20 protein-coding genes are annotated in these 17,282 nt (G+C 72.0%); 5 read left to right on the top strand and 15 right to left on the bottom strand.

The features are described from left to right. Window positions 1-61 precede the first annotated feature (61 nt). From hisS to L8951_RS04600, 4 genes are all read left to right on the top strand, one after another. Complete coding sequence (gene hisS, locus L8951_RS04615) at window positions 62-1,339, top strand: histidine--tRNA ligase (RefSeq protein ID WP_244381830.1); 1,278 nt, start codon at window positions 62-64, stop codon at window positions 1,337-1,339. Further along, window positions 1,339-2,415, top strand: a complete 1,077-nt coding sequence (gene prfA / locus L8951_RS04610) for a peptide chain release factor 1 (RefSeq protein ID WP_244381829.1) — start codon at window positions 1,339-1,341, stop codon at window positions 2,413-2,415. The genes hisS and prfA overlap by 1 nt, the downstream gene beginning before the upstream one ends. Next, entirely contained in the window at window positions 2,412-3,221 is an 810-nt protein-coding gene (gene prmC, locus L8951_RS04605) for a peptide chain release factor N(5)-glutamine methyltransferase (protein WP_244381828.1), read from the top strand. The genes prfA and prmC overlap by 4 nt, the downstream gene beginning before the upstream one ends. A 251-nt stretch (window positions 3,222-3,472) precedes the next feature. Further along, a complete protein-coding gene (locus tag L8951_RS04600; RefSeq protein ID WP_244381827.1) occupies window positions 3,473-4,000 on the top strand; it encodes a DUF4167 domain-containing protein in 528 nt (175 codons plus the stop codon). Here the strand turns inward: L8951_RS04600 and L8951_RS04595 are convergent. The 15 genes from L8951_RS04595 to L8951_RS04525 form a co-directional block, all read right to left on the bottom strand. Beyond that, window positions 3,997-4,740: a prepilin peptidase gene (locus L8951_RS04595; RefSeq protein ID WP_244381826.1), complete on the bottom strand. Its 744-nt coding sequence runs from the start codon at window positions 4,738-4,740 to the stop codon at window positions 3,997-3,999. The genes L8951_RS04600 and L8951_RS04595 overlap by 4 nt on opposite strands. 2 nt (window positions 4,741-4,742) lie before the next feature. Further along, window positions 4,743-5,450 (bottom strand): type II secretion system protein N, encoded by a 708-nt coding sequence (gene gspN / locus L8951_RS04590; protein WP_244381825.1) that lies wholly within the window; start codon window positions 5,448-5,450, stop codon window positions 4,743-4,745. Next, window positions 5,447-5,929: a type II secretion system protein GspM gene (gene gspM / locus L8951_RS04585; protein ID WP_244381824.1), complete on the bottom strand. Its 483-nt coding sequence runs from the start codon at window positions 5,927-5,929 to the stop codon at window positions 5,447-5,449. The genes gspN and gspM overlap by 4 nt, the downstream gene beginning before the upstream one ends. Beyond that, window positions 5,926-7,020, bottom strand: coding sequence for a type II secretion system protein GspL (gspL, locus tag L8951_RS04580; protein WP_244381823.1), 1,095 nt, complete (start codon window positions 7,018-7,020; stop codon window positions 5,926-5,928). Before gspL ends, gspM begins: the two co-directional genes overlap by 4 nt. Further along, window positions 7,017-7,979: a type II secretion system minor pseudopilin GspK gene (gene gspK / locus L8951_RS04575; RefSeq protein ID WP_244381822.1), complete on the bottom strand. Its 963-nt coding sequence runs from the start codon at window positions 7,977-7,979 to the stop codon at window positions 7,017-7,019. Before gspK ends, gspL begins: the two co-directional genes overlap by 4 nt. Next, window positions 7,976-8,587, bottom strand: coding sequence for a type II secretion system minor pseudopilin GspJ (gspJ, locus tag L8951_RS04570; protein WP_244381821.1), 612 nt, complete (start codon window positions 8,585-8,587; stop codon window positions 7,976-7,978). The genes gspK and gspJ overlap by 4 nt, the downstream gene beginning before the upstream one ends. After that, entirely contained in the window at window positions 8,584-8,946 is a 363-nt protein-coding gene (gspI, locus tag L8951_RS04565; RefSeq protein ID WP_244381820.1) for a type II secretion system minor pseudopilin GspI, read from the bottom strand. Before gspI ends, gspJ begins: the two co-directional genes overlap by 4 nt. Before the next feature lie 2 nt (window positions 8,947-8,948). Beyond that, window positions 8,949-9,413, bottom strand: coding sequence for a GspH/FimT family protein (locus L8951_RS04560; RefSeq protein WP_244381819.1), 465 nt, complete (start codon window positions 9,411-9,413; stop codon window positions 8,949-8,951). Next, window positions 9,391-9,828, bottom strand: coding sequence for a type II secretion system major pseudopilin GspG (gene gspG / locus L8951_RS04555; RefSeq protein WP_244381818.1), 438 nt, complete (start codon window positions 9,826-9,828; stop codon window positions 9,391-9,393). Before gspG ends, L8951_RS04560 begins: the two co-directional genes overlap by 23 nt. Window positions 9,829-9,831: 3 nt before the next feature. Next, a complete protein-coding gene (gene gspF / locus L8951_RS04550) occupies window positions 9,832-11,064 on the bottom strand; it encodes a type II secretion system inner membrane protein GspF (protein ID WP_244381817.1) in 1,233 nt (410 codons plus the stop codon). After that, on the bottom strand, window positions 11,064-12,626 hold the full coding sequence (gene gspE / locus L8951_RS04545) for a type II secretion system ATPase GspE (RefSeq protein ID WP_407696371.1): 1,563 nt from the start codon (window positions 12,624-12,626) through the stop codon (window positions 11,064-11,066). The genes gspF and gspE overlap by 1 nt, the downstream gene beginning before the upstream one ends. Further along, window positions 12,623-14,770: a type II secretion system secretin GspD gene (gspD, locus tag L8951_RS04540; protein ID WP_244381816.1), complete on the bottom strand. Its 2,148-nt coding sequence runs from the start codon at window positions 14,768-14,770 to the stop codon at window positions 12,623-12,625. The genes gspE and gspD overlap by 4 nt, the downstream gene beginning before the upstream one ends. Window positions 14,771-14,785: 15 nt before the next feature. Next, complete coding sequence (locus L8951_RS04535) at window positions 14,786-15,592, bottom strand: type II secretion system protein N (RefSeq protein WP_244381815.1); 807 nt, start codon at window positions 15,590-15,592, stop codon at window positions 14,786-14,788. Window positions 15,593-15,730: 138 nt separating this feature from the next. After that, window positions 15,731-16,114, bottom strand: coding sequence for an acyl-CoA thioesterase (locus L8951_RS04530; RefSeq protein WP_244381814.1), 384 nt, complete (start codon window positions 16,112-16,114; stop codon window positions 15,731-15,733). After that, window positions 16,111-16,398 (bottom strand): hypothetical protein, encoded by a 288-nt coding sequence (locus L8951_RS04525; RefSeq protein ID WP_244381813.1) that lies wholly within the window; start codon window positions 16,396-16,398, stop codon window positions 16,111-16,113. Before L8951_RS04525 ends, L8951_RS04530 begins: the two co-directional genes overlap by 4 nt. 150 nt (window positions 16,399-16,548) lie before the next feature. On the opposite strand from L8951_RS04525, the gene L8951_RS04520 reads away from it, so the two are divergent. Next, window positions 16,549-16,980, top strand: a complete 432-nt coding sequence (locus L8951_RS04520; protein WP_244381812.1) for a CBS domain-containing protein — start codon at window positions 16,549-16,551, stop codon at window positions 16,978-16,980. Window positions 16,981-17,282 lie beyond the last annotated feature (302 nt).

The raw sequence follows: 17,282 nt of genomic DNA, 5'->3' as shown, positions 1-17,282 counted from the left end.
CGGTTCCGGCGCGGCGAAAACGGGTGGAAAGCCGGGCGGGGAGCGGCTAATCGCCAGCGCCATGGAAAAATTGCGTCCGATCAAGGGCACCCAGAGCCTTTACGGCGAAGCCGCCGACCGCTTCGCCCATGTCGTCGCCACCTTCGAGGAGGTGCGCCGTCTCTACGGCTTCGCGCGCGTCGAGGTGCCGATGTTCGAGCAGACCGGCGTGTTCGCGCGCACCATGGGCGAGACCAGCGATGTCGTCTCCAAGGAGATGTGGAGCTTCGAATCGCGCTCCGAGGGCTCGGTGACGCTGCGCCCCGAATTCACCGCCGGGATCGCGCGCGCCTATCTGTCGGAGGGCTGGAAGCAATATGCGCCGATGAAGGTCGCGACGCACGGCGCCGCCTTCCGCTACGAACGCCCGCAGAAAGGGCGCTATCGCCAGTTCCACCAGCTCGATGCCGAGGTGCTGGGCAGCGCCGACCCGATGGCTGATGTCGAGCTGCTCTGCTTCGGCGCGCAGCTGCTCGACGAGCTCGGGATCGAAGGGGTGCGGTTGAAGCTCAACACGCTGGGCGATGCGCAGAGCCGCGACCGATGGCGTGCCGCGCTGATCGAGCATTTCGCGGCGCACCACGACGAATTGTCGGAGGATTCGCAGGCGCGGCTCGAGAAGAACCCGCTGCGCATCCTCGATTCCAAGGATCCGCGCGACCGGCCCTTCGCCGACAGCGCGCCCAAGATGGTGCTTTCCGCCGAGGCGGAGGATTTCTTCGGGCAGGTGAAGGCGGGGCTCGATGCCGCCGGGGTGGCCTACGAGCTCGACCCGCACCTCGTGCGCGGGCTCGATTATTATCGCCACACCGCGTTCGAATTCGTCACCGACCAGCTGGGCGCACAGGGGACCGTGCTCGCAGGCGGGCGCTATGACGGGCTGATCGAGCAATTGGGCGGACCGCCCACGCCGGCGGTCGGCTGGGCCGCCGGGATCGAGCGGCTGGCGATGCTGGTCGACGACGAGGTGCGCGCCGGGATCGAGGCGGCGGTCCTGCCGATGGGCGAGGAAGCGCGCCCCCACGCGATCCGCGCGGCGCAGCTGCTGCGCGGGGCGGGGATCGCGACCGAGATCTTCTGGTCGGGCAAGATGGCCAAGCGGATGAGCCGCGCCGACGCGGCGGGCGCGGGCGCGGCGCTGATCATCGGCGAGGAGGAAATCGCGGCGGGCACGGTGCAGTACAAGGACCTCAAGACGGGCGAGCAGCGCCAGCTGACGGTCGAGGAAACGGTCGAGCCGATCACCGACATCGCCGCCGAGGCGATGCTGGCCGAATGGTCGCAGGAGGAGCAGGCGTAATGGCGAGCGTATCGGACGAGCGGATCGACCAGCTGCTCGCCAAGAAGGCGCAGTTGTCGGCGGCGATGGCGGCGGGCGATCTCGACCCGGCAGAATTCGTCGCGCTGTCGAAGGAATATGCCGAGGTCGAACCGGTCGCCGAGGTGGCGGCCGAATTGAAGCGGCTGCGCAGCGAGAAGGCCGATCTCGCCGACATGCTCGAGGATCCCGAGATGAGGGCGATGGCCGAGGAAGAGGCCGCTGCGATCGACGCGCAGCTGCCCAAGGTCGAGCGGCGGCTCGCGCTGCTGATGCTCCCCAAGGACGCGGCCGACGACAAGCCGGCGATGCTCGAGGTGCGCGCCGGGACGGGGGGCGACGAGGCCGCGCTGTTCGCGGGCGACCTGCTGCGCATGTACCAGCGCTATGCCGAGGAGCAGGGCTGGAAGGTCGAGCTGATCAGCGCCAATGCGAGCGATGTCGGCGGCTACAAGGAAGCGGTCGCATCGGTGAAGGGCACGGGGGTGTTCGCAAAGCTCAAGTTCGAGAGCGGGGTGCACCGCGTCCAGCGCGTGCCCGCGACCGAGAGCGGCGGGCGCATCCATACCTCGGCGGCCACCGTGGCGGTGCTGCCCGAGGCCGAGGAAGTCGACGTCCAGATCGACGAGAAGGACCTGCGCATCGACGTGTTCCGCGCGAGCGGTCCCGGGGGCCAGTCGGTCAACACCACCGACAGCGCGGTGCGCATCACCCATCTCCCGACCGGGATCGTGGTCAGCCAGCAGGACGAGAAGTCGCAGCACAAGAACAAGGCCAAGGCGATGAAGGTGCTGCGCACGCGGCTCTACGAACATGAGCGCGCGATTGCCGATGCCGAACGTTCGGGGGCGAGGCGGTCGATGGTGGGCTCGGGCGACCGCTCCGAGCGCATCCGCACCTACAACTTTCCGCAGGGGCGCGTGACCGATCACCGCATCAACCTCACGCTCCACAAGCTCGACGCGATCCTCGAGGGGCCGGGGCTGGGCGAACTGGTCGAGGCGCTCATCGCCGAGGACGAGGCGCAGCGGCTCGCCGGGCTGAACGAGGAAGCGTGAGGCTGCGCGAGGCGGCGGCGCGGCTCGAGGGCGTCAGCGACACGCCGCGGCTCGATGCCGAATTGCTGCTCGCGCATGCGCTCGGGGTCGAGCGCGACCGGCTGCTGCTCGAGGGGATGCGCGAGGGAGGGGCGGAGTTTGCCGCGCTGGTCGAGCGGCGCGCCGCCGGCGAACCGCTCGCCTATATCACCGGCCGCCGGGCGTTCTGGACGATCGAGCTCGAGGTCGGCCCGGGGGTGCTGATCCCGCGTCCCGACAGCGAGACGCTGCTCGATGCCGCGGTGGCGCACTTCAAGGGCACCCCCGGGCCCCGGCATATCCTCGATCTCGGGACCGGTCCGGGCAGCCTGCTGCTCGCCGCGCTCGACCAGTGGCCGGCTGCGCGCGGGCTCGGGGTCGATGCCTCGGACACCGCGCTGGGCTATGCGCGGCGCAACGCCATCCGGCTGGGCATGGACGAGCGCGCCGCCTTTCGCCGCGGCGACTGGGGCGCGGGGATCGAGCAGCGGTTCGACCTGCTTTTGTGCAACCCGCCCTATATCGCGACGAACGATCCCGAAGTGGCGGTCGAGGTGCGCGCGCACGAGCCCGCCGAGGCGCTGTTCGCGGGCGCTGCGGGGCTCGACGACTATCGGCGGCTCGCGCCCCAGATCGCGCGGCTGCTCGCCCCGGGCGGGCTGGCGGTGCTCGAGATCGGCGCGACCCAGGCCGAATCGGTCGCCGCGATCCTCGCCGGGCACGGCCTGTCAAGCGGTCTTCGCCGCGACCTCGCGGGGCGGCCGCGGGTGCTCTCGATCGCGATCTGATGAAAAAGCTTGGATTCGGAAGGAATAAGCGGTAAACCCATCGGTGGACCGGGGCTCCGCCATCTTTGTCGTACGACAGTTTGTCGGTCTCCGATCCGCGACACTCCCATCGAATCACCTGCCCGCCTTGCCCCTTCCGGCATGTGCGCGCGGCACAAGACATGGGATCCGTGCGGCCGACGGCCCCTTGCCCCGGCCGGCTCCTGGCGCCGCCCTGCAGGGCGTGCTCCCTAGACGACAAGGGACGAATTTTGATCAGTAATCGTCAAAACCGGCGGCGCGGCCGCGGTGGACAGCGTGGACCGCAGGGCGGACGCAGCGACAATCGCAACCGGGGCAACGCGTCCCAGCTCCTCGAGAAGTACAAGGGGCTCGCGCGCGACGCGCAGATGTCGGGCGACCGCGTGCAGGCCGAATATTACCTCCAGTTCGCGGACCATTATTTCCGCGTGCTCGAGGAAATCCGCCTCGAGCAGGAAAAGCGGCAGGAAAAGCAGCAGGGCAAGAAGGGCCGCCAGCGCGACGACCACGACCGCGATCACGATGACGCGCGGGACGAGGACGGCGACGACGAGGCCGCGCGGGAGGACGGCAAGCCCGAACGCAAGCCGCGCCGCAAGCCCAAGGCCGAGCAGCCCGACGAGGGCGGCGAGGACAAGCCGCAGCGCAAGCCGCGCCAGCGTCGCAAGAAGGATGCCGGCGACGAGGACGCGCCCAGCATCTCGGCCGACGCGCTGCCCCCCGCGATCAGCGCCGACGACGAGGCCGACGCGGCCTAGAGCCGGAGGACCGCGCCGGCGAGCGTGACGGCGAAGGCCGACGCCGCCAGCGCGGTTCCCAGCGGATATTCGCGTGCCCGGTCGCGATGCGCGCCGGTCACCAGGGCCGCCACCAGCAGCCCGGCGCTCGCCAGCAGCAGGATCGGCGCCAGCAGCCACCAGCCGGTCCATAGCCCGATCGCCCCGAGCAGCTTGGGGTCGCCTGCCCCCATGCCCTCGACCCCCCGCAGTCGCAGATAGGCCCACCGCAGCGCGGCGAGGACGACGAAGCCGCTTGCCCCGCCGACCAGCCGGTCGAGCAGCGGCGCCCCGCTGGCCAGCGCGCCGAGCGCCAGCCCGCCGAGCGCCAGCATGATCACCAGCGCATCGGGCAGCCACAGGTGGCGCGCGTCGATCCAGCCGAGCGCGAGCAGCAGCCATCCCATCACCGCCAGCGCCCCGGCCACGGGCAGCGGGAGGAGCGCGAAGCACGCCGCGCCGATCGCGGCGGCGGCCAGTTCGACCGCCAGGTGCACGCGCGCGATCGCGGCGCCGCAATGACGGCAGGCCCCGCGCTGGACGAGGTAGGAGAGGACGGGGACGAGCTCGTGCGCGCCGAGCGCGGTGCCGCATTGGTCGCAGCGCGAGCGCCCGGTCAGCGCCGAGCGTCCCTCGGGCCAGCGCCGCGCGATGGTGGCGAGATGGCTGCCCACCAGCGCGCCGAGGACCCCGCCCGCAAGGCCGCCAAGAAGCGGCGACACGCTCAATCGAGCCGGCCGCGGGTGGCCAGCGTCCAGCCCGTGTCGGTCCGCTCGAACCCCGCCGCCTCCAGCGCCTCGCCGAGCATGGGCGGGGCGCCGGTGATGGTGATCGCCGCCACGATCTCGCCGTCGGCGCCGAGGTGCAGCGCCACCGTCTCGGCCCCCCGCGCCCCGGTCAGGAGCGCCTCGACGCGTCCGTCGGGCGCGCAGGACAGCGGGCCGGACAATTCGCCCGAGAGCGGGGCGATCGCGGTGGCGGGCAGCGCGGTGATACGGCCTTGCGCGCGCACGCAGCCCTCGCCGTCGAATAGCGCGTCGACCGCCTCGAACCGCAGCGCCTCGATCGGCAGCGGGGCGACGAGGTCGGCGACCGCGACCCGCCCGTCGAGATCGGCGACGCCCTCGCTGGTCCCGGCGAGGAAGAAGCGGCCGCTCAACGGCCCGTCGGGATCGCCCAGCCGCTCGACCTCGACCTCGGTGCGCCCGAGCAGGAGCGAGAGCGGTCTGAGCCCGACGTCGAAGCTGCCGAGCCGTTCGCGCCCGAGCATCGCGTCGCCGACCCGCCCCGCCCAGACCGTCCCCGCGACCTGCCGTGCGCTGAGCAGCGCCTCGCGCCCGAGCGCGAGGTCCATCGCGAGGCGGAGCGGGAACAGCGTGACCAGCGCGACGGCGAAGACCGCGAGCGCATAGGCGATCCAGCGCCGGCTCATTGTTCGGCCGCCTTGGCGAGGCGGAGATCGACCTCGACCCCGCCTTCGCCATTGTCGGTGAGGCGCATGCCCTCGATCGCCACCCCGGCGGCGCGCAGTTGCGTCAGCCACGCAAGCGCCGCATCGGGGCGCGCCTGCGCGATTCCGACCTCGGTGCGATCGCCCCCGGTGGCGACGTTGCGCGTCAGCGCGAACCCCGCCTGCGCCGCCGAGGCCGCCACGAAATCGCTGAGCGGCTGGGCGATCCGGCGCGCGGCGGCGCGCTCGCCCCCGGCCTCCACCGCCTCGGCGAGGACGACGGTGCGCCCGTAGCGTTCGCTCGCTTCGAGATAGGCGTCGCGCGCCTCGTCGTGCCAGTGCATCGCCGGCGCGACGACGAGGAACCAGCCGAGGATCGGCACGGCGAGCAGCATCATCGCCCCGAGCATCACCTGTTCGCGCCGACTGCGCGCGCGGTACCAGTCGAGCAGCGGGGTCATGACGCGCCTCGCATCGACAGGTCGATCGCGGCACGCCCGTCGCCGCCTGCGACCGGGGTGGCGGTGACACTCCAGCCGCGTTGCTGGAGCATGAGCAGGACCGCGTTGAGCGCGCCCGCGTCGCCGGCGACGAGCCGCGCGTCGAGCCGCCCCCCCGCGCCCCAGTCGATCATGGTCGCCTCGACCGAGGGAGCCGACTGCATCGCGGCGAACAGGCTGGCGACCATCTGCGCGGCGTTGGTGCCCGCGGCGCCGCTGCCGAGCGCGGCGCGCAATTCGGTTTCCGCCGCGGTCGCCTCGACCGGTCGGCCGAGCGCGGCGGTGGCCAGCGCGGCGGTGTCGCGGTCGAGCGCCCGCGCCTGCGCCTCCCACTTGACCGCCTTCGCAATCGGGATGGCGAGCGCGGCGAGCATGATGAAGAGCAGGAGCAGCGCGAATTCGCGCAGGCGCCGCGGGTCGGGCGCCCAGCGACGCGCGCGGGCGAACCGGCCCTGGCGCAGGTCGACCGGCAGGGCGCTGGCGAGCCCGGCGATCGCGTTGTCGAGTGCGTCGGGCGCCACGCGGCCGAACGGGGCGTCGCCCACAAGCGCGGCGACGAGCGCCTCGTCGTCGGGGAGCGCGACCCCGTCGCGCGCGAGTAGCGCGTGCGATCCGAACCGCGCCGCGTGCCAGCCGCCGTCGCGCGGCAGGAGGCAGGCGGCGGGAACGATGTGGTCGAGACCGATTCCCTGCACCTCGGCCCAGGCGAGCCATGCCTGCATCCGTGCGGCATCGGTGACGGCGATCCAGCCGGCGGCGCTCGTCGCGGCATGCGGATCGCTGCCGAGCGCGCCGCCCTCGGCCTCGAGCCGCGCGGCGGTGCGGGCCTGCGCGGTGGCGAGGCTGGCCGGGTCGCGCCGCTCGGTGCGCACCGCGTCGGCGCCGACCAGCCCGATGATGGTGACCGGCTCGGCGGCGCGGTCGGGGCTGCGCGGCAGCCAGCCGCTGTCGTGCCCCTGCGCGACGAGGCGGCCGTCGGCGACCTCCCACCAGGCGGTCTCGGCGGGCGCCTCCGCGTCGGCGGGCAGCCAGAGGAGGAGGGTGCGGCTCACCAGTCGGTGGTCCAGCGCCGGGCGTGGAGCCGTGCGGTCTCGCCCTCGACCGAAAACAACGCTTCCTGCTGCAATTCGCCATCCCCTTCGCCGACCCGCGAGACGAGCCGGAAATAGCGCGTCTCGACCGCCACCTGTGCATCGCGTCCCCGGGCCGGCTGGATCCCGCGCAGGGGCCCGGTCTGCCAGAAGTCGACCACCGACCCGTAGCCGCCCCGGGGGCGGGCGAGCAACTGCGCACGTGCGGCGGACAGGCTGATGGCGGCGGGGTCGAGCATGGCCAGCAGCGCGGCGCGCTCGGGCGCGAGGGTCTCCACGTTGACCGCGATGGGGTCGTGGGTGGGCAGCGCGCACAGCCACGGGCGCAGCTGCGCCCAGGTCGCCGCATCCATCCCCTCGATCCCCGCCAGTTCGTCGGCGCTGGCGAGCGCGCGGTCGGGGACCGGATCGCCATTGCCCAGCTGCTCGCTGCCGAACGGGCGCGACAGCCGGTCGCTGTCGATTGCGTCGCCCGCGGCGTCCGCCAGCTGTTGCGCGCGCGCTTCGGGCAGCCCCACCAGCACCAGGAAATCGCGGAACAGGAAGACCCGCCGCGCGGTGGCCTGGAGCGTGCCGTCGCGGCGCGGGCGGACCAGCGCGTTGACGTTGAAACAGTTCGTCCCGTCCTCGATCCGGGCCGCGACGACCTGCCCGTCGGGCAGGACGATCTCGCGTTCGACCCCGAGCAGCGCGGCCTGCTGCCCGCCCGAAAGCTGCGCGATGTCGACCAGCCGGGCGGCGGCAAGCTCCTCGGCCATGGCGAGCCAGTGGCGGCCCTGGGTGGCGACCTGCGCATTGCCCGCGAGCCGGGTCGCGAGCCCGAGCCGGTCGAGCGCGGTGGCGGCGATCGCGGCCATCACCGCGACGATCAGCAGCACCGAGAGGAGCGCGGTTCCCCGCTCGCGCGCGGGGGCGCTCATCGACCCGCTCCCCTGTTCTCGCTTGCGGGGGCCACCGCCGGCAGCGCGACGACGAACTCGGTCGCGGGCAGCCGCGGCGCCGACAGCGTCAGCCGGACCGCGCGCGGCAGCGGCGCCCCCGACCCGTCGGGCCAGGCGTCGACCCAACCGCCGGCGGCGTCGCGATAGGCGAAGCTCAACTGCCCGAGCGGATCGAGCAGCACCGCCTCGGGCAACCGCGCCTCGCCCCCGTCGAGCGCGGCGAAGGTCAGCCGCTTGAGCGCATTGTCCTCGGCGACCCAGCCGGTCCGCCGCAGGTCGCTCGAGGGCTCGGCGCCGAGCGCGACGACCCCGCCGCGGACGAACTGCATCGCGCGTGGGCTGCCGCTGAAGGGGGGGCGACTGGTCCCGTCGGGGCGGCGCGTGGGGCGCAGGACGGCCTGCCCGAGGTCGGCTTCGAGCAGCAGCGCGATGCGTTCGACCCGCGCCTGCTCGGCCAGCGCGGTATCGACCGCCCCCTGCGTGTCGGCGCTGGCGCGCAGCAGCCCCACCCCCGCGCTCGCGACCAGCGCGAAGATGGTGAGGCCGACGAGCATCTCGACCAGCGTGAAGCCGTCGCGCCGGGTCATCGGTCGACCCGCTTGACGGTGACGAGGCGGCGCGAGGGGCCGCCGGCGAGCGGGCGCACGGTGATGGTCACGGCGCGAAAGCGCGGGTCGGGGGTGGGGGCGACGTCGGTGACGACGGCGAAGGACTGGCCGCCGTTGACGACCTGCCGGGCGGACTGCCCGCGCACGGGCGCGGCGGGATCGGAGGCGATGAGCGCGGCCTCGTTGGCGGCGACGAGCCGGGCGAGCCCGTTCTCTTGCAGGTTGGCGGCGGTGGAGACGGCATAAGCGTCGATGCGCAGCAGCGCGAGCGCGGCGATCGAGAAGACGCTCAAGGCGACGAGCATCTCGATCAGCGTGAAGCCGCGCTGTCCCGCCATCGTCACCTCGCCTCGACCGCGCCGTTGGCGGCGATGCTGACGGTGGCGGTCCGCCCGCCGGGATCGTCGAGGACGAAGACGGTCGGCGCCGAGGGCATGCCGAGATTGTCGAACCGCACCCCCTGCCGTTCGCCCGCGATGCGCGCGGTGACGCCGTCGGCAAAGCGCGTGCGCCCGTCGAACCGGCGCGACGACAGCGGCGCCCATTGCCCAGCGCGATACTGTTCGAAGGCGAAGCCGGTGGGGGACAGCGACAGCCCGGTGGGCCGCCCGCGCAGGATGGCCTCGTCGCGCAGCGCCGCGATCCGCCCCGCGAGCATCACCGCCTCGGCGCGCGCGGCATCGGCGGGGCGCAGCGTGAGCACCACCGCGGTGGCGGCGAGCCCGAGCAGCACGAGCACCACCATCAGCTCGACCAGCGTGAAGCCGGCGGCGGCGGCGCGCCTAGCCCGCGTAGATGTCGGCATTCTCGCCTTCGCCGCCCGGCGCGCCGTCGGCGCCGAAGCTGTAGATGTCGAGCGGACCGCCGTCGCGGCCGGGGATCCGGACCTGGTAGGGATTGCCCCACGGGTCGGCGGGGATGTCGCGGACATAGCCGCCGGGACGATAGCGGTCGGGCTGCGCGAGCCCGGCGGGCGGGGTCTTGAGCGCCTCGATCGTCGCGGGATAGGCGAAATTGTCGATGCGATACTGTTCGGCGGCATTGGTCAGCTGGGCGATGTCGGCCTGCGCCTTGGTGCGGTTGGCCTGGTCGAGGCTGGGCAGCACGTTGATCATCACCACCGTGCCGAGCAGGCCGATGATCACGATCACCACCATCAGTTCGACGAGGGTGAAGCCGTTCTTGCGCTGGCGGCGGCGGCGGGAGGGGGCACGGGTCATGACTTAACTTCCGATCAGGGTCTGCAATTGCAGGATGGGCATCAGGATGGCGAGCACGATGGCGGCGACCACCGCGCCCATGATGATGATGATGAGCGGTTCGAGCAAGGCCAGCGCGCTCGAGGTGAAGGTATCGAATTCGCGCTCGAGATAGTCGGCGGCCTGCCCCAGCATCGGGCCGAGCTGGCCCGCGCTCTCGCCGCTGGCGGCGAGGTGAACGAGCAACGGGGGGAACAGCCCGGTGCGGCGCAGCGCGCCCGACAGGCTGCCGCCGCCGCGAATCTCCTCCTCCATCGCGCGGGTCGCCTGCGCGAGACGGCGGTTGGCGATCGTCCGCGCGGTCAGCGCCAGCCCCTCGACCAGCGGCAGGCGCGCGGCGACCATCGTCGCCAGCGTGCGCGCCATCCGCGCGGCATTGAGGTCGCGCAGCAGCCGCCCGAAGAAGGGCAGCCGCAGGAGCCAGCTGTCGAACCGGAGGCGGAAGGCCTCGTTGCGCAGCATCGCCCCGAGCCCGGCGGCGGCGGCGAGGATCAGGAGGCCGAGCAGCCACCAGTAGTCGGCGAGGAAATCGGAGAGGGCGATGACGACGCGGGTGATGAAGGGCAGCTGCTGGCCGACGTCCTCGAACTGTTCGACGACCTTGGGGACGACCGCGATCATCAGCGCGGCGACGACGCCGATGGCGACGAGGGTGAGGACCGCGGGATAGGCGAGCGCGCTGAGGAGCTTGGCGCGCATCTGCGCCTGCCGCTCCTGCAGCGCGGCGAGCCGGTCGAGCTGTTCGGACAGCGTGCCCGAACTTTCGCCCGCGGCGACCATCGCGCGGTAGAGCGGGTCGAAGCTCCGCGGTTCCCGGCCCAGCGCGTCGGCGAGGCGGCGGCCCTCGACGACCTGGTCGGCGACGCGGGTCACGACCGCGCGATGCTCGGGCCTTTCGGACTGGCGCGCGATGGTCCGCAGCGCCTCCTCGAGCGGCGAGACCTTGATCAGGGTGGCGAGCTGGCGAGTGAAGAGCACGCGCGCCTTGGCGTTGAACGCGCGGCCGCGACCGATGCCGAGCCCGGCGGGCGACCCGCCGGGTGCGGGCGCGTCCTTCTCGGCGGCGCTGAGGCGAACGGGCAGGAGGCGGCGTTTCTCGAGCATGGCGCGCGCCTCGGCCTCGCTCGCGGCATCGATCCGGCCGCGCTTCTCGCGGCCCTTGGCGTCGACCGCCAGATAGGCGAAGCGCGCGGGCATCAGGCGGGCTCGTCCTGCCCCTCGTCGTGGCCGCGCGCGACGCGGATCGCTTCCTCGGGGGTGGTGTCGCCGGCGCGCACCAGCTTGCGCGCCGCCTGGCCGAGGTTGGGGGCATGGAGGAAGGCGTGGCGCGCGATGACCGCCTCGTCGCCGCCGTCGGCGATGAGGCGGCGGATGGTGGGATCGACGCGCACCGCCTCGAACACCCCGACCCGGCCCTTGAAGCCGGTCTGCGAACAGTCCTCGCAGCCCCGCGCGCGATAGACGATCTCGCCCTCGTCGAAGCCGAGCAGCGCAGCGATCGAGCGGTCGGCGGCGACCGGTTCGCGGCAGCTCGGGCAGAGCCGGCGCACGAGCCGCTGCGCGACCACCGCGCGCAGCGTCGAGGCGATCAGGAAGGGTTCGATCCGCATGTCGCGCAACCGGGTGATCGCGCCGACCGCGTCGTTGGTGTGGACGGTCGACAGGACGAGGTGCCCGGTCAGGCTGGCCTGGACCGCGATGTCGGCGGTCTCGCGATCGCGGATCTCGCCGACCATGACGATGTCGGGGTCCTGCCGCAGGATGGCGCGCAGCCCCGCGGCAAAGCTCATCCCGACCTTCGCGTCGACCTGCGTCTGGCCGATGCCGTCGATCGAATATTCGACCGGGTCCTCGACGGTGAGGATGTTGCGCTGGCCGTCGTTGAGGTGGGCGAGGCAGGCATAGAGGGTGGTCGTCTTGCCCGACCCGGTGGGACCGGTGACGAGGATGATGCCGTTGGGTTCGGACAGCGCTTCGCGCAGGATCTCGTCGGCGCCGTCGGCGATGCCGAGCAGGTCGAGGCTGAGCCCCGCATTGTCCTTGTCGAGGATGCGCATGACCACGCGCTCGCCCGCGCGGCTGGGCAGCGTGGAGACGCGCACGTCGAGCTGGCGCCCGCCGAGCTTGAGCGCGATGCGCCCGTCCTGCGGCACGCGGCGCTCGGCGATGTCGAGCCGGGCCATGACCTTGATGCGGCTGACCACCACCGGGGCGGCATGCGCAGGCATGCGCAGGTGCTCCTTGAGGACGCCGTCGCGGCGCAGCCGGACGACCAGCCCGCTCTCATAGGGTTCGATATGGATATCCGACACGCCGAGCCGCACCGCCTCGGCGATGATCCCGTTGATCAGCCGGATCGCGGGCGCGTCGTCCGAGCTGTCGAGCAGGTCCTCCGCGCTGGGGATGCCGCTCGCCAGCGCGTCGAGTTCGTCGCCGCCCGAGAAATCGCCGAGCCCCTCGGCGGCCCCCCCGGCATAGCGGCCGTGGAGGAGGCGGTCGAAGTCGCGCTCGGTGACGTGCTCGACGGCGAAGGGCTGCGCGAGAAAGCGGCGGACCTCGATTAGCGCCGCCGGATCGGCGCCCTCGCGCAGCGCGACGCGCAGCTCGCCGGCGTCCTCGCGGATTACCACGCCGCGTTCGCGCGCGAAGGCGTAGGGCAGGTCGGGCGCCGGCGCGGCGGGCGCAAGGTCGCCGCCCTCGCCCGGGGGCGCGAGGCCCGGCTCGTCGCCCGGGCCGCGATCGCCGGGGCGGCTGCTCACGGCGCGTCCTGGTCGGGCTCGGCGGAGGCGGACGGGGGCACGTCGACGACGGCGGGGGGACGATAGAAGCGGTCGCCGGGGCCCAGTGGGGCGGGCTGCGGCGGGGCGGCGCCGAGATAGTCGCGAACCAGCGTGTCGAGCGCGGGCTCGCGGCCCGGATCGGCATACCATTGCGCGCTACGCATATAGTCGTAACGCCGCGCGGTCATGCGCCGCGCCTCGCCCGCATCGCGGATGATGGTCGGGCGAATGAACACCATGAGGTTGGTCTTGGCGCGCGCGCGCGAACGCGACTTGAACAGCTCGCCGAGCAGCGGGATGTCGCCGAGCAGCGGGATCTTCTCGATCGTGTTGCGTTCGTTCTCGTCGAGCAGCCCGCCGATCGCGAGGATCTCGCCGTCGTCGACGGTGAGCACGGTCTTGAACTCGCGCTTGTTGATGACGAGGTCGGCCGAGCCCTGCGAGACCGGTCCCGCGACCGACGAGACCTCCTGCCGGATGAACAGCTTGATCGAGCCCGAGGAATTGACCTGCGGCTTGACGTCGAGCTGGATGCCGACATTCTGCCGCTCGACGGTGCGGAAGGCGTTGTCGAAGTTGGTCGACAGCGCCTCGCCGGTGGTGACCGGTACTTCCTGGCCCACGAGGAGGCGCGCCTCCTGGTTGTCGAGCGTGAGGATCGAGGGGGTCGAGAGGATGTTCGAATCGGTATCCGATTCGACCGCGTTGACGATCGCGCCGAACAGCGCGTTGCCCGCCAGGTCGACGACCCCGCCGGCAAAGCCGCCGGTGGCGCTCAGCACCGAGGCGGCGGCGGCCTCGTTGACCGCCTCGCCGAGCGGATTGTCGAAGGTCGAGGTGACCACCCCGTCGGCATTGACGCTGGTCTCGCGCCCGAGCTCGTAATTGGCGACCGCGCCGCCGATCGCGAGGATGTTGGGCTGGGCGTTCGAATAGTTGGCGGCGAGAAAGGGCGAATTCTCCCCCGCGAGCAGGAACTGGACCCCGAGCTGGCGCGCGGCATTGTCGCCGATCTCGACGATGATCGCCTCGACCAGCACCTGTTCGCGGCGGGTGTCGAGCTGGCGCACGATCTCGCCGATCTGCCGCTGCACGGTGGGGTTGGCGGCGATGATGATCGCGTTGGTGCCCGAATAGCGGGTGACCACCGCGGGGCCGTAGCGGGCGATGCCGTTGTCGCGGGTCGCCGCGGTGGTGACCGGGGGCGGCGGGGCGGGCGGCTGCGCGGGCCCCGCCCCGGTGCCCTCGCCCGCCTGCCCGCGCAGGAACCCGGGCTCGCTCGCGGCCGCGCTCACGGGCTGGCCGAGCAGTTGCTGGAGCACGGGGAGCAGCTGTTCGGCATCGGCATGCTCGAGCCAGTAGATGCGGATGTCGGAGCCGCCGGCCGCCTGCGCGTCGAGTTCGCGCGCGAGCGCGGCGAAGCGCGCGACGCTCTCGGCGGGCCCGCGCAGCGCGAGCCCGTTGGCGCTGTCGATCGCGCTGACCTGGACCGGGGGAGCGAGCCCCTCGCCCCCCTCGCCGAGCCCCGCGAGCGCCTCGGCGACCTCGCGCGCGCCGGCATTTTGCAGGTAGACGATGTCGGTGGCGCTGGTGTCGGTGTCGATCCGCCCGAGCAGCCCGCGGATGCGCGCGACATTGTCGGCATAGTCGGCGACGATGATCGAATTGGCGTTGCGGTTGGCGGTGATCGAGCCGTCCGAGCTGACGAGCGGGCGCAGGCTCTCGATCGCGCCCGCCGCCTCGATCGACTGGAGCCGGAAGATCTCGGTGACGAACTGGTTGCGCGCTGCCCCGCGCAGCCCGCCCGTCGGCTGGGTCGCCGCGCCCTGCACCGGCTGGATCCGGTAGCCGCCGGGGATGGGGATGGCGACCAGCCCGTTGGCGCGCAGCGTGGCGAGGAAGACCTCGAAATATTCGGAGCGCGAGAGCGAGCGGTTGGTGACGACGCTGATCGTCTGGTTGACGCGGCTGTCGACGACGAAGGTCAGCCCCGTGACCCGTGCGGCATCGTCGACGAAGGCGCGCACGTCGGCCTCGCGGAAGTTGAGCATATATTGCGCGCTCGCCACCGTGGGCGCGGCGGCCATGAGACAAGCGGCGGTGAGGAGGACGATGCGCTTCATGGGAACTAGCCTTGTCTACAGGTTGACCGCGATCGGCACGGTGGTCGCGCCGCGTTCGACATCGAGGCTGAGCCGCGCGGCGGGTTTGAGGCTGGCCTTGAACTGGTCGATGTCGGCCTGGCTGCGCACCGGCACGCCATTGACCCCGACGATGACGTCGCCCGGGCGCAGGCCGATGACCGAGAGCAGCGCCGGGTCGGTGGTGACGGGGAGGCGGATGCCGGTGATGCGGCTGCCGCTGCGACGCGGTTCGAACTGATAGTCGGGGATGCTCGCGCGGGCGGTGGCTTCGCTCCCCGCGCCCGCCGCGGCGGCGGCGGGCGCGGCGTCCTCCGCCGGAACCGAGCCGTCGAGATAGAGCCGTTCGCGCACTCCGCCGCGGTCGAGCACGACATGGTCGAAGGCGACCTCGGCGAGCCGGACCCCGGGGGACACCTCGTCGCCGACCGCATAGCTCTGCTGCTCGCCGTCGTCGCCGGCGATGATCGCGCTGCCGGTCCCGGCGCCGCGGTTGAGGAGGGTGCCGAACAGTTCAAGGTCGAGGTCGGTGACCCCCTCGCCCCCGGCGGCGAGCGTCGCGGCGGGGGCGGGGAAGGGGTCGTAGCCGGTCAGCAGCGCGGTCTGCGCCTCGGGCGAGAGCAGCCGCGGCTCGGCCGCCTGCCAGGCCCCGAGCGGCCCGACCGGGGTGACCAGCACCCAGAACAGCCGCGAGAGCAGCGCGGCGAGGATGGCGAGCAGCACGGCGCGGGCCAGCAGGTGCAGCTCGGCGAAGGCCAGCCGGTCGCGGCGCCCGGGGCGTAGTCTCAAGATCGAACCCAACATGCTGGTCTCACCCACCGTCCCTCCCAGCGTGGGAGGCCTCGATGACTCTATCAAGACATGTTTCGGATCGAATTGCGACAACTAATGCCCCCTCGGGCAAGGGGGGCGATGGCTTTCGACCGGCGCGCCGCGCCCGGTTCAGGCGGGATCGGCGTCGACCGGGCGCGGGCGCGCGTTGGCGTCGATCGCCACGAAGGTGAAGAGCGCCTCGGTCACCTTGACCTCGCGCGCGCCGCCATCGCGGGTGGCGACGACCTCGATCCGGATGCTCATCGAGGTGCGCCCGACCTTCTCGACATCGGCGTAGACGCTGATGAGGTCGTGCAGGAGGATCGGCGCGATGAACTCCATCCGGTCGATCGCCACGGTGGCGACTTGGCCGCGCGCCCGGCGCGCCGCCACGATCCCGCCCGCGATATCCATCTGGCTGAGCACCCACCCGCCGAAGATGTGCCCGTTGGCATTGATGTCGGCGGGGCGCGGGACCACGCGCAGGATGGCCTGGAGACCGTCACGATTCATTGTTCATCCTCGTCGTTGAGGGGGTGGGCATCATGGGCTTCGGCGTCGTGGCCGCTGCGCGCGCTGTAGAAGATCAGCGCCATCAGGAAGGTGGCGACGAGCACGCTGCCCCCCGCCAGGATCGCGACCGCGAGGAGGAGGTGGATCGTCGGCGCCTCGCTGTTGCGAAAGGTCACCGCCACCGCGACGAGCGCGCAGGCCAGCGAAAACAGCGCCAGCCGCCGCAAGGTGACGCGCAGCCGCGCCAGCGCGGCGGCCTTGAGCTCGGGTTCCATCCTCGGCATGGATCGGCAGATGGGCCGGGGCGCGCCGATACGCAAGCCCTTCGGCGCCGCGTGGCCGCGCGCGCGGCCGCCGCGCTGGCCTGGCTCCCTACATTATTATATAGGGGGCTGTGGGCTATGGGGTCGCGGCTGCGGCCCGGGAGACAGAGCATGACGATCGCCGCCATCCTCGAGGCCAAGGGAGCCGACGTGGTCACGGTCACTGCCGATACCCCGGTGGAAGCGGCCGCGCGGTTGCTCGGCGAGCGCCGGATCGGCGCGCTGGTGGTGCTCGACGCGGCGGGAGAGATCGCCGGGATCTGCTCGGAGCGCGACGTGGTGACCAACCTGGGGGTGGCCGGCGAGGCGCTGCTCGGCTGGCCGGTCGAACGGATCATGACCGCGCCCGCCACCACGGTCGGGCGAGACGAGCGCGTGGAGGTGGTGTTGGGGTTGATGACGCGGCGGCGGATTCGGCATTTGCCGGTGGTGGAATCGGGGGCGATGGTGGGAATCGTCTCGATCGGCGACCTGGTGAAGTATCAGATCGACCAGCTGGCGGCCGAGGCGGCGATGATGCGCGACTATATTCAGGAAGCGTAAATCGCTGAATTGCTAGGGAAGTCTTCGTCGGCATGCGGGCGCTGGCACTTTTGGGTCACGGATTTGAAAAAAGCCATTGACCCAAGGCCGAGGCGTCCATATATGCCTCCTCACAGCAGCGGCGGCGCCCACCGGTTCCGCTTGCTTGCGACGCTTCTTCAGCTGTCGGTAACACGACGCCCCGAACGATCAGGACGGGGATGAGGTGGCGTCGGCTCTTTGACATTGTCGGTTAGAATGAAGGGACATGCGGGCGGCGGCCCGGCATCCGGAACACTAGGTTCGGGTCTGTCGGTAAACAA

The sequence above is a fragment of the Sphingomicrobium astaxanthinifaciens genome (assembly GCF_022865105.1).
Taxonomy (GTDB): domain Bacteria; phylum Pseudomonadota; class Alphaproteobacteria; order Sphingomonadales; family Sphingomonadaceae; genus Sphingomicrobium; species Sphingomicrobium astaxanthinifaciens.
This window is presented reverse-complemented; position numbering and strand designations above follow the sequence as displayed.

Coding starts and splice junctions, on each gene's coding strand:
- hisS (WP_244381830.1), top strand. CDS start 62: ATGGAAAAATTGCGTCCGATCAAGGGCACCCAGAGCCTTTACGGCGAA.
- prfA (WP_244381829.1), top strand. CDS start 1,339: ATGGCGAGCGTATCGGACGAGCGGATCGACCAGCTGCTCGCCAAGAAG.
- gspN (WP_244381825.1), bottom strand. CDS start 5,450: ATGAGCCGGCGCTGGATCGCCTATGCGCTCGCGGTCTTCGCCGTCGCG.
- gspM (WP_244381824.1), bottom strand. CDS start 5,929: ATGACCCCGCTGCTCGACTGGTACCGCGCGCGCAGTCGGCGCGAACAG.
- gspK (WP_244381822.1), bottom strand. CDS start 7,979: ATGAGCGCCCCCGCGCGCGAGCGGGGAACCGCGCTCCTCTCGGTGCTG.
- gspJ (WP_244381821.1), bottom strand. CDS start 8,587: ATGACCCGGCGCGACGGCTTCACGCTGGTCGAGATGCTCGTCGGCCTC.
- gspI (WP_244381820.1), bottom strand. CDS start 8,946: ATGGCGGGACAGCGCGGCTTCACGCTGATCGAGATGCTCGTCGCCTTG.
- L8951_RS04560 (WP_244381819.1), bottom strand. CDS start 9,413: ATGCCGACATCTACGCGGGCTAGGCGCGCCGCCGCCGCCGGCTTCACG.
- gspG (WP_244381818.1), bottom strand. CDS start 9,828: ATGACCCGTGCCCCCTCCCGCCGCCGCCGCCAGCGCAAGAACGGCTTC.
- gspF (WP_244381817.1), bottom strand. CDS start 11,064: ATGCCCGCGCGCTTCGCCTATCTGGCGGTCGACGCCAAGGGCCGCGAG.
- gspD (WP_244381816.1), bottom strand. CDS start 14,770: ATGAAGCGCATCGTCCTCCTCACCGCCGCTTGTCTCATGGCCGCCGCG.
- L8951_RS04535 (WP_244381815.1), bottom strand. CDS start 15,592: ATGTTGGGTTCGATCTTGAGACTACGCCCCGGGCGCCGCGACCGGCTG.
- L8951_RS04530 (WP_244381814.1), bottom strand. CDS start 16,114: ATGAATCGTGACGGTCTCCAGGCCATCCTGCGCGTGGTCCCGCGCCCC.
- L8951_RS04525 (WP_244381813.1), bottom strand. CDS start 16,398: ATGCCGAGGATGGAACCCGAGCTCAAGGCCGCCGCGCTGGCGCGGCTG.
- L8951_RS04520 (WP_244381812.1), top strand. CDS start 16,549: ATGACGATCGCCGCCATCCTCGAGGCCAAGGGAGCCGACGTGGTCACG.